General features: G+C 52.7%; 9 protein-coding genes. All 9 read right to left on the reverse strand.

Annotation, left to right across the window (positions count from 1 at the left end; translation table 11 throughout):
• Positions 1 to 4: 4 nt before the first annotated feature.
• Positions 5 to 301 carry a 50S ribosomal protein L23 gene (rplW, locus tag KOI40_RS17230; RefSeq protein ID WP_216098790.1) on the reverse strand — a complete coding sequence of 99 codons (297 nt, stop codon included), beginning with the start codon at positions 299 to 301 and terminating at the stop codon, positions 5 to 7.
• Positions 298 to 912, reverse strand: a complete 615-nt coding sequence (gene rplD, locus KOI40_RS17235; RefSeq protein ID WP_216098791.1) for a 50S ribosomal protein L4 — start codon at positions 910 to 912, stop codon at positions 298 to 300. The genes rplW and rplD overlap by 4 nt, the downstream gene beginning before the upstream one ends.
• 19 nt (positions 913 to 931) lie before the next feature.
• The gene (gene rplC, locus KOI40_RS17240) at positions 932 to 1,573 is read right to left on the reverse strand and encodes a 50S ribosomal protein L3 (RefSeq protein WP_216098792.1); all 642 of its coding nucleotides are present in this window, start codon (positions 1,571 to 1,573) and stop codon (positions 932 to 934) included.
• 132 nt (positions 1,574 to 1,705) lie between these two features.
• Positions 1,706 to 2,017: a 30S ribosomal protein S10 gene (gene rpsJ, locus KOI40_RS17245; protein WP_167000055.1), complete on the reverse strand. Its 312-nt coding sequence runs from the start codon at positions 2,015 to 2,017 to the stop codon at positions 1,706 to 1,708.
• Positions 2,018 to 2,416: 399 nt separating this feature from the next.
• On the reverse strand, positions 2,417 to 3,163 hold the full coding sequence (locus tag KOI40_RS17250) for an efflux RND transporter periplasmic adaptor subunit (protein ID WP_216098793.1): 747 nt from the start codon (positions 3,161 to 3,163) through the stop codon (positions 2,417 to 2,419).
• A gap of 43 nt (positions 3,164 to 3,206) precedes the next feature.
• A complete protein-coding gene (locus KOI40_RS17255) occupies positions 3,207 to 5,258 on the reverse strand; it encodes a preprotein translocase subunit SecA (protein ID WP_216098794.1) in 2,052 nt (683 codons plus the stop codon).
• Positions 5,259 to 5,271: 13 nt separating this feature from the next.
• Positions 5,272 to 7,410 (reverse strand): hypothetical protein, encoded by a 2,139-nt coding sequence (locus KOI40_RS17260; RefSeq protein ID WP_216098795.1) that lies wholly within the window; start codon positions 7,408 to 7,410, stop codon positions 5,272 to 5,274.
• 37 nt (positions 7,411 to 7,447) lie between these two features.
• Positions 7,448 to 9,328, reverse strand: coding sequence for an efflux RND transporter periplasmic adaptor subunit (locus KOI40_RS18945; protein WP_216098796.1), 1,881 nt, complete (start codon positions 9,326 to 9,328; stop codon positions 7,448 to 7,450).
• 5 nt (positions 9,329 to 9,333) lie between these two features.
• Positions 9,334 to 9,663 carry a DUF3467 domain-containing protein gene (locus KOI40_RS17270; RefSeq protein WP_216098797.1) on the reverse strand — a complete coding sequence of 110 codons (330 nt, stop codon included), beginning with the start codon at positions 9,661 to 9,663 and terminating at the stop codon, positions 9,334 to 9,336.
• Between the last annotated feature and the right edge of the window lie 89 nt (positions 9,664 to 9,752).

The following is a 9,752-nucleotide window of genomic DNA, read 5'->3' on the forward strand; positions in this document are numbered from 1 at the left end:
CCCCTTATTCCGCTACCGCGAAGTCAATTTCTTGACCTTCGGCCAGACGAACGTACGCTTTTTTCCAGTCACTACGCTTGCCCAGTCCGTGACGGGTGCGCTTGGTTTTACCCTTGACCAGAAGAGTACGAACCTCTTCAACCTTCACATTAAACAGTTTTTCAACTGCTGCTTTAACTTCTTGCTTGGTGCCATCGCGAAGTACTTTGAAAACCACTTGGTTACTGGCATCACCAGCGTTAGCAGCTTTCTCAGAAATCACTGGACCCAACAATACTTTGTACAGGCGTTCTTGACTCATCCCAGGATCTCCTCAAACTTTTTCAGAGCTGAAACAGTCATCACAACCTTGTCAAAGCGAATCAGGCTAACAGGATCTACACCCTGAACATCACGAACATCAACCTTGTGCAGGTTACGTGAAGCCAGGTACAGATTTTCGCTAACTTGTTCAGACACGATCAAAGCGTCTTTCAGGTCGTACTGAGCCAATTGCTGAACCAGAGACTTGGTTTTGGGAGCATCGATATCGAAAGACTCCACAACTACCAGGCGCTCTTGACGGGTCAGCTCAGAAAGAATGCAACGCAGAGCAGCGCGGTACATCTTTTTGTTCAGCTTCTGAGCATGGTCACGTGGCTGAGCAGCGAAAGTTACGCCACCGGTACGCCACAATGGGCTGCGAATAGTACCAGCACGAGCACGGCCAGTACCTTTCTGACGCCATGGCTTTTTACCACCGCCAGATACCGCAGCGCGGTTTTTCTGTGCCTTGGTACCCTGGCGAGCAGCTGCCAAATACGCAGTTACCGCCTGGTGAACCAGGTCTTGATTAAACTCTTTACCGAATGCAACGTCAGATACAGTAACAGTACCTTTAGCGCCTTCGGGAGTTGCAATATTCAAATCCATCGTCGAAACCCTCGGAAACTTAGGCGTTGCGCTGCTTAACAGCTGGGCGCACGATTACATCACCACCGGGAGCACCGGGGATCGCACCTTTAACCAGCAACAGATTGCGTTCAGCATCGACACGAACAATTTCAAGGTTTTGAACGGTTACACGCTCAGCACCCATGTGTCCGGCCATTTTCTTGCCTTTGAATACGCGACCTGGAGTCTGACACTGGCCAATTGAGCCAGGAGCACGGTGAGACAGTGAGTTACCGTGAGTTGCGTCTTGCATGTGGAAATTCCAACGCTTAACGCCACCGGCAAAGCCTTTACCTTTTGATTTGCCGGTTACATCGACAAGCTGTCCAGCTTCAAATGCAGCGACAGTGATTTCGCCACCAACTTCGAAAGCTTCGCCTTCATCGTTGCGCAATTCCCAAACGCCGTGACCGGCTTCAGTGGATGCTTTGGCAAAATGACCAGCCTGAGACTTGGTCACACGGGAGGTCCGACGAGACCCTGCGGTTACTTGTACAGCATTGTAACCGTCGGTTTCTTCGCTCTTAACCTGGGTGATGCGATTGGGACTAACCTCAATCACAGATACAGGAAGGGAAACACCTTCTTCGGTGAAAACGCGGGTCATACCGCTTTTACGACCGATAATTCCAATCGTCATTTCTTTAACCTCTCAGTGTACGGGGCTTTTACCCGCTATGGCCGCCCATTTCAGAGCGTTACACAACCTGACTTATGTCAGGTATCGGCACAAATTGTATTTAAACTTGAACTTTTCTCTTACCTACACAGATCAGCCCAAGCTGATCTGAACCTCAACACCTGCAGCCAAATCCAGCTTCATCAGTGCATCAACGGTCTTCTCAGTTGGCTCAACAATATCAAGCAAACGCTTATGTGTGCGGATTTCGTACTGGTCACGCGCGTCTTTGTTGACGTGCGGAGAAACCAGAACGGTGAAACGCTCTTTGCGAGTCGGCAGCGGAATTGGGCCGCGCACCTGGGCACCTGTACGCTTAGCGGTCTCAACGATCTCCTGGGTAGAAGTATCGATTAGTTTGTGATCGAAAGCCTTAAGGCGAATCCGAATGCGTTGATTCTGCATGTGAACCAAACTCCAAAAATCTATAAAGAACAAGAACCGCGTTTAATGGCGATTCCACACACTTTTTCCTTTTAGACAGAGTCAAAAAAGGAAGCGGAATTCTATAGACCTGACAAGGGAGAGTCAACAACTAATTTGCATATAAATTAGCCGCCCCCAACAAAAAATAACCCGGGAGGGAAATGCGGTAGCCCTGGCCACTTATGACCCAAAAGACCCCGTAAGAGGCAAGCACGGCCAATCTGTACTCGCTTTTACCACGCTAAACGCTTCAATACTGCTCTAAAAGGCTATACCGGAAAACAAGAAGAAAGGGTTTCTTTCTTCTTTTATATGTGTGCCTTCACGTATTGCTTCTTTTATATAAGCAACATACACAGCGAGCGCCTTTATTTTCACTCACTTCATTACAGCTACTTTACACTCAACCCCTGCCGGAAGGCGTCTTTGAGGGTTATCAATAAGAGCCCGAATCCGATAGGTTCCACTGGCAGCGTCGATGACGGGGTCAATTAGGGTGACTTTGGCGCTGTATTTGCCACTAACCGGCTCCACCGGAAAAACCTGCAACACATCTTTATCGCTCACGCTCCCCAGCGAACTGTAGGGCATAACCACCTCCACTTTCAAGGGGTCGAGTGCCGCAAGGGCCATCACAGGCTCTGTCATTACGAACTCGCCAGACTCCACAAAGTAATCGACCACCACACCATCAATGGGACTGGATACCGAACGCAGCCCCAATATGGCTTTGGCCTGCTCCAGCTCTTTTAAGGCCACTTGATAATCGGTCTGGAACTCATCGCGCTCGTGAACAGAGATCAACTCATCCTGATACAGATTGTCATTGCGCTGATAGTGCCGCAAGGCAAACTCCGCCCGTATATTGGCCAGTTCCACTGACGCTTTCTCCACATCCGATCGCAAAGAGAACAGCAACTGCCCCTTCTTCACCGATTGCCCCAGTTTGAAAGGTCGCTTATCCAACACCCCCTCAACCGGACTGGATACTTCAATACGTACACTCGGCTCAATCATGCAACCCACAGATGGCAGAAAATCTTCCGCTGGCGTCTGCGCCCACCCCGGGGCTGCCAAACAGACAGCAGCCAGCATAACCAGCCTGAATACGCGCACCGCGTTCATCCCTTACCCTCGCAATTTGACATCCAATTCATTATCTCTGGTCTCACCCCCACTTGCCATCCCCTAAAAACGCCAACATCTTCTTTTCCCGCTCATCGGTCTTCTGGGTCATCCGCCTTTCGCGAGCATGCTTGCGCTCCAGGCACCACTGGCAATAGCGCTGGAGCCTGCGTCCCGCCCAATGCCCGACATAGGGAAGGGTGAATACTGGCCTCAACCAGCGATAGAGATCGAGCCCATAAACCTTAACCAAAGGATCCTCGAACGACAGGACATACTCAACACTGCCCGGATCGCCTTGACGGGCGCTGCGCCCCTCCAGCTGACGATCGATGCGGCTGGCATCCTGCAACTCAGAAATGATCACATGCAGGCCACCGGCCTCTCGGGTCTTTGGCGCCAGTTTGATGTCGGTCCCGCGCCCGGCCATGGACGTTGCCAGGGTTACCCGCCCCGGCTCCCCGGCCCTGGCCACCACACCTGCTTCGTCAGCGTCCTGCTTGGCGGTCAATAATTCAAACGCCACGCCGGCCTCTCGCAGTCGCTCTGCCAGTCGCTCGGATTGATCCACCGTGGCAGTGCCCACCAAAACAGCCCGATTGTCAGCAACAGCGTCCCTGACGGCCTTGACGATAGCCTGTTCCTTGGCCTCCATCGTCGGGAAGACCCGATACCGCGACAACCGCCTGAGACTTTTACGCAGCAGTGGCACCTTGCAAACCAACAGGCCATAGACAGTATAAAATTCGCTCTTCACTTCCTTCGCTGTGCCCGTCATGCCCGACAGATAAAAGTACTTGCGGAAGAATTGCTGGTAACTGATTTTGGCCAGCGTCTTTTGAGGCGAGGTCAGCTCGCAGTTTTCCTTGATTTCAATCAGCTGGTGCAAGCCACCTTCCCAGGAACGATCTGCTGCCAGTCGCCCGGTGTAATCATCAACAATCATCACCTTGCGCTTGGCCTCGCCGCTTTCATTCCCTTCGTCCTTGGGATCGATACCGACAATATAGTGTTTGTCACGCAGGAAAAGATGCAGTGCCGACAAGGCCTGCTGCAACAACTCTTCACTGCGAGCTCGCTCAATCCAACTCAAACCCGCATCTTCGGCGCCCGTCATGTTCTCCAGGGCTTCTTTCCCCTCCGGCAGCAGGTAAAGACGACGCTGCTGCCATATCATGCGAAAATGCTGACCCTCGATCAGGGTTTTCGCCAGTGCCATGATACGACGGAGAAACTCTTCTGAATCCGCTTGTGGTAATTCGCCACCGGAAATCACCAGCGGCGTGCGGGATTCATCGATAAACACGCTGTCGGCCTCATCGACGATGGCAAACACCAGCCCCTGATGCATCAGCCTCGCAGTGACTGCCGCTGCCCCCGAGACCAGACTGTCACGATAGACATCAACAGAATCGCGTCGCTCTCCCAGCACCAGCATATCTTTCAGGTAGTCGAACACCAGCTCGTTATTGGCGGTATACAGGATATCGAACTGATAAACCTGCTGCCGCTCAGGCAACTCCAGCTCATTGGTCAGTGCCCCGGCGGATAATCCCAGATAGCGGAACAGGGGAAGCATTTCTTCACAGTCCCGCTCTGCCAGATAGTCGTTGGTGGTCACGACATGAACTTTGATGCCCGCCAGAGCTGCTGTGGCAGAAGCCAGGGTACAAGCGAGCGTCTTGCCTTCACCGGTTGCCATCTCCGCCACCATGCCCCGCAACATAATCAGCGAAGCGCGTATCTGTGTATGATGGTGACGCATTCCAAGGCTGCGACCCGCCGCTTCCCGAACAGCCGCAAACGCCAAAGTCAGGGTTTCCCGATTGATGCCCTCTCGCACCAGTCGCTGCTCAACACAACGCAGGTGCTGTTGAAAATCCACTTCGCTTAACGATTGCAAGTTTTCTGATTTGGCAATAATTACCCGCGCCAGCCGACCCGGTGAGAACCACACTTTCTGCCACGGCCAGAGACACCGTTCGTACACACTACGCCACAGACGATCGAGCCAGGACAGGGTATAAGCATCCCGCTCAGGTCGCAGTGCAACAGACACAGCATGGCGCACAGGCCATCGAGAACGATTTGACACGGTTCCTGTCATCCTAAACATCGAACTCTTTGATAAACACCTGCCGCAATTCCCGGTAAAGGCGCTTGGCCAGAGGTTCCGGGGGCAGGTCAAACCGAACGTAATAACGCTCAAAGACTTTCGTCATTGGCAGATCAGCCACTTCGACTTCGATCTGTACATAATTTTCCATCGCCTGCAGAGAGTCTTCACTGGAGGGATCAAGGATAATCTTGCCACCACCAACCGTAGACAGCACCGGACTGGGAATTTCCTTGCTTACCCGTGGCACGATGGATCTCATCCAGGCGGTGACTTCATCAGCGCGATCAGAGGCAGGCCGCAGGCTCACGCTGCGCACCCGCCCCAAAACACGTTCTGCGGCCGTCTCGGCAACCGCCACCCTAACCGTCAAGGGACGCGAGGGGTTCAATACATAACCGATGACCTCACCGCGTTGCAGATAACGCTGAGGCAGACTTTCAGGATCCTGTACCACCACACGGCCATTGGCGCGTGCCCGAACAGAGGTTTCTTCAAGTGCAGCCTCGATGTCGGCGAGCTCATCATGAAACCGTGTCACCTCTGCCTGGCCCAAACTGGAGCGGGCTCGATCCTGATAGTCGGACCGCACCCTGGCTCGCGCCTCATTCAGCTGGGCCGTTACTGCAGCGCGACGATCCAGCAAGTCGTAATTGGTCAACGAAATCAATTCCTGTCCGGCCTGGACCTGATCATCCTCTGGAAGCTGGAGCTTCTCCACAAAGCCGGACTCACCAGCGTAGAGACGTTCATGGGGTTGTGTCCAGGAGACACCTTCGGCGGTATAGCTGTAGGGCAGAGGCAATACAAACACCAGCACCCAGACACCAAACACCAGGAGTGTCATGACCCATTTGGGATTAAGCCCCTGAAAAGCAAACTGAGGCTCAGTAAACGGCTTGCTGACGGTTTTGATAAAAGGAATCACCCAGCTACTGACCAGAGTCCAGATGCCGAGTATCACACCCACAATAAAATACTGACTGCCAATAAACAGAATGATGGCAACAGAAATAAAAATACGATAGAAAAATGAAAACAGGTTGTAAAAGAACAACCAGTAACGCTCGCGGGTATCCTGGGCTGGATTTTCCAGCTCCCTAAAACGAAAAATGTAGCGCTTGACCAGATACCCCCAGTAACTGACCGATTTTTTTGCCAGGTTGGGGATTTCCAGATAATCCGACAACACATAGTAAGCATCAAATTTCAGCAGCGGATTACCGTTAAACAGCAGTGTCGATACCCCGGCCATAAAAGCGATGTTATAGAACACCGACTTCACTAAACCGTCACTGGCCATACTCCACAAAATCACAGCCACGGCGGCGATTGACAGCTCCACAATCAATCCCGCTGCAGCCACCGTCATGCGCTGATACTTGTTGGCAAAGGCCGCCGATTCCGAGGCATTGACATAGGGCATGGGGAAGAAGACCAAAAACATCACCCCGACCTCATGAACCTGCCCCCCGAAACGCCGCACCGTGTAGGCATGCCCAAGCTCATGAATCATTTTGATGAGTGGATACAACACCCACAACAAAAACAGGTTATCCGCTGCGAGAATCCGGTCTGCGGCGTTGCTCGTGAGCGCGTCAAAATTCTGCGCAGTAATCACCAGACCGGTCAGAACCAACAGCAGATAAAGCGCCAACAGCCACTTCCCCATCAGCCGATCCATCAACGGACAAAATCGGTCCAAAAACCGAGTCGGATCCCACAGTGGAATCTGAACGGATAACGGTGAGTAGAGTTTCTGCAGGCGCTTTTTTTCCTGCTTGGTATTGCGACGCTGAAACAAGTCCCGGGCATTGGCTGGCACATCCAGATAGAGCATGTCCATCTGGTACAGCGACCCCACCAGGGAAATCATGTCTTCCTGACTGGGCAGCTCGTCCTGCAATTGATCTCCAACCAGTAGCCAGATGTCATTCAGCGTACGCTGACCGTCCATCAGTCCGAGGACGGTATAGGCCTGCTCACTGTAGAGCTGGATCGAGCCCGACACCGGGTCACGCAGGGCATAATTGCGTTCCCCACGCTGCATCTGCGGGGTGATTTCTACCTGCGGCTTTAAGCGCGGCTTCAGGGATTCAACCAGATACCAGTTTTTGCTGAACAGAGACATCGCTTATTGTTTTTCCCACTTTACTGACATCGGCTGATCAACCCCAGAATGACCACAGTTTTAAGGACAGCCATTTGCGCAGATCCATGGTCCAGATATCGATCAGATGCCGACGTCCGGCGGAGACCTTGGCGATCCCCACCAATCCCGGACGAAATTGATCGCTGGTCTCAGGCAGACGGGCTTCAACACGGAAGACCGTTGAGCCATCTTGCACTTCGGTAACCGGTGTCAGCGTTTCAACATCGAAATCGAAACTCTGGTCTGGCATGGAGGACAAGACCACCCTGCCTCGCTGCCCCACCTGTACATCGCCTATACGGTACTCATTGACATAAAGAATCAACCGATAATCGGTCATCGGAGAAAGCCGCAACAACTCTTCGCCTTGCGACACCGAGCCGCCGATACGCTGACTCAGGTCGCCGCTGACGACCAGCGCATCGAATGGCGCTTTAAGTTGAGAGCGATCCAGTTTTCGTTCAGCCGAGGCCAGCTGCGCCTTGGCCTGCTCCATTTGTGCCGCATAAATCTGGGCCTGGGCGCGATTGCGCTCTGCCAAAGCTTCCGTATATTGCTTGTTGTTTTGCGACAGCAGGCTAATGGCCTTGATCTTTTCGAGTCGCAACTCATTATCTTCCATGGCTGCCAACGTCTGACCCGCTTCTACCCGATCTCCAGCCCGGGCACTGGCAGACTTCAGGTAACCGTTAAATGGCGCTGACACCACACGAATCTGACGCGGTTCAAGCACAGCATCGGCGTTAATCTGGTAGTCCCCGCGAGCCAGGGCAAAAAACAGCACCAGTGCAGTCAAACTGATAAAGAACAACTTTCGCTTAACGTATCCAGGCGCCAATAGCCGTTCCAATTGCAATTTAAGGTGGTGTTTACAGCTGCCCCAAAAAGATAACTCAGCCTGTTTGCGATGATAAAAAGCAACGCCAACCAGAGCCAGGTTGGCTTCGACACGCTCAATATCAAGCGATGTAAAGGGGGCTTGTGCAGGTCTTTCAAAGGTTAATACCGCATCCAGTGCATCCTGATGGTAAACCGGCACACTCAGGACAGAAGCGTTGCGCTGAGCCAGGGAAAGTTTTTCCGCCTGCAGACCGATACCACCGGGCTCCGGCGGCATGCCCTCAGCAGCATCCTGGTCACCCACGACGGGCCACGCAATGATTCGCCGTTGATCACAGGCTTCCTGCATGGCTTGGGTGATTTGCTTTGCGGTTACGTTATTGAGCGCAAACTCACTACTGCCGGAAATCACATCCAGCGTCACCAACCCATGCCTGACCGAACCCAGAGAGACTCTGTCACAGTCAAATCCGCGGGCCAAAGAGTCCACCCATTGCAGCGCAGACTGCTTAATTGCCTCTCCCTTGCCAACAGCAACGTAACCATCAATCACGGTTTGCTGACGCTGAAGATTCTCTTGCAACTGAAGATAGGCATCGCGATGAAAACGACTTTCAATCCAGAGCACGTGCTTTTCGACACTGCCCATGATGCCATCAAGATCTTCCTCCTTCGCCGACACGTAGCCTGCAAAAACAGCCACCAACCTCGAATCGACAAACAAGGGGTAGGCGAGACCATACTCTGAACCCGATGGTGTGGACAGAAGTAATGGTCGCTGCTGCTCACAGCACTCATCGACCAGATCGCCCAAACGTTCGAGGTGAGATTGTTGTCGTGGCCACAAAGCAATGGGCTGCAAACTGCCCTGCTGATTCTGAACCGCAATCAGGGTGGCCGTAAACTCCGGCATGTCTGCCAGCAAGTTCTGCAACCAGGCATCATAGCCTTGCCCTTGCTGTGCATATTGGTTGAGCTGTTCGAGAGTCAGGCGGACAGGTTGTTGTGTCGGTGATTGTTGCGCCGGAGATTCCGGCGCAGAGACTTCAGCATCCACAGCGTTTACGCATCAGCCACAGAGCCAAAGCGGGTTTCATATTCTTCCACCACCTTGCTCAACAAAACACTCAGACGCTTGGCTGCGTGAGGGTTGAGGATAATACGATCCGACAAGGTAATAGCGACTTCTTTCTGACCGCTGTGCCAGGTGGAGTTTGTACCAAACAACAGAGTCACTTCCTCACGAGTGCTGGAGACATTACAGACATTGGCGTAAGTACTACGCATTTTGCTGTCGTCCCACTTCAGTTTAGGCACACCGCTGCCGCCACCCGAGTTAGCCGCGCTATTGGTCGTTGTGCTGGTCGCTGTATTATCTTGCTTGTCGCTCATGTTTCACCCTAATGGTTAAAGTTAAATGTATCTGCCATCCCTGGCGCTTGTGTCGTTAACGAACACGTTCTTGTAAACCGGTCTCTCTT

The sequence above is a fragment of the Pseudomaricurvus albidus genome (genome assembly GCF_018863235.1).
Lineage (GTDB): Bacteria > Pseudomonadota > Gammaproteobacteria > Pseudomonadales > Cellvibrionaceae > Pseudomaricurvus > Pseudomaricurvus albidus.

Bases quoted from the DNA above. Each gene is read 5' to 3' on its own strand.
- rplW (WP_216098790.1), bottom strand. From the start codon at position 301: ATGAGTCAAGAACGCCTGTACAAAGTATTGTTGGGTCCAGTGATTTCT.
- rplD (WP_216098791.1), bottom strand. From the start codon at position 912: ATGGATTTGAATATTGCAACTCCCGAAGGCGCTAAAGGTACTGTTACT.
- rplC (WP_216098792.1), bottom strand. From the start codon at position 1,573: ATGACGATTGGAATTATCGGTCGTAAAAGCGGTATGACCCGCGTTTTC.
- rpsJ (WP_167000055.1), bottom strand. From the start codon at position 2,017: ATGCAGAATCAACGCATTCGGATTCGCCTTAAGGCTTTCGATCACAAA.
- KOI40_RS17250 (WP_216098793.1), bottom strand. From the start codon at position 3,163: ATGAACGCGGTGCGCGTATTCAGGCTGGTTATGCTGGCTGCTGTCTGT.
- KOI40_RS17260 (WP_216098795.1), bottom strand. From the start codon at position 7,410: ATGTCTCTGTTCAGCAAAAACTGGTATCTGGTTGAATCCCTGAAGCCG.
- KOI40_RS17270 (WP_216098797.1), bottom strand. From the start codon at position 9,663: ATGAGCGACAAGCAAGATAATACAGCGACCAGCACAACGACCAATAGC.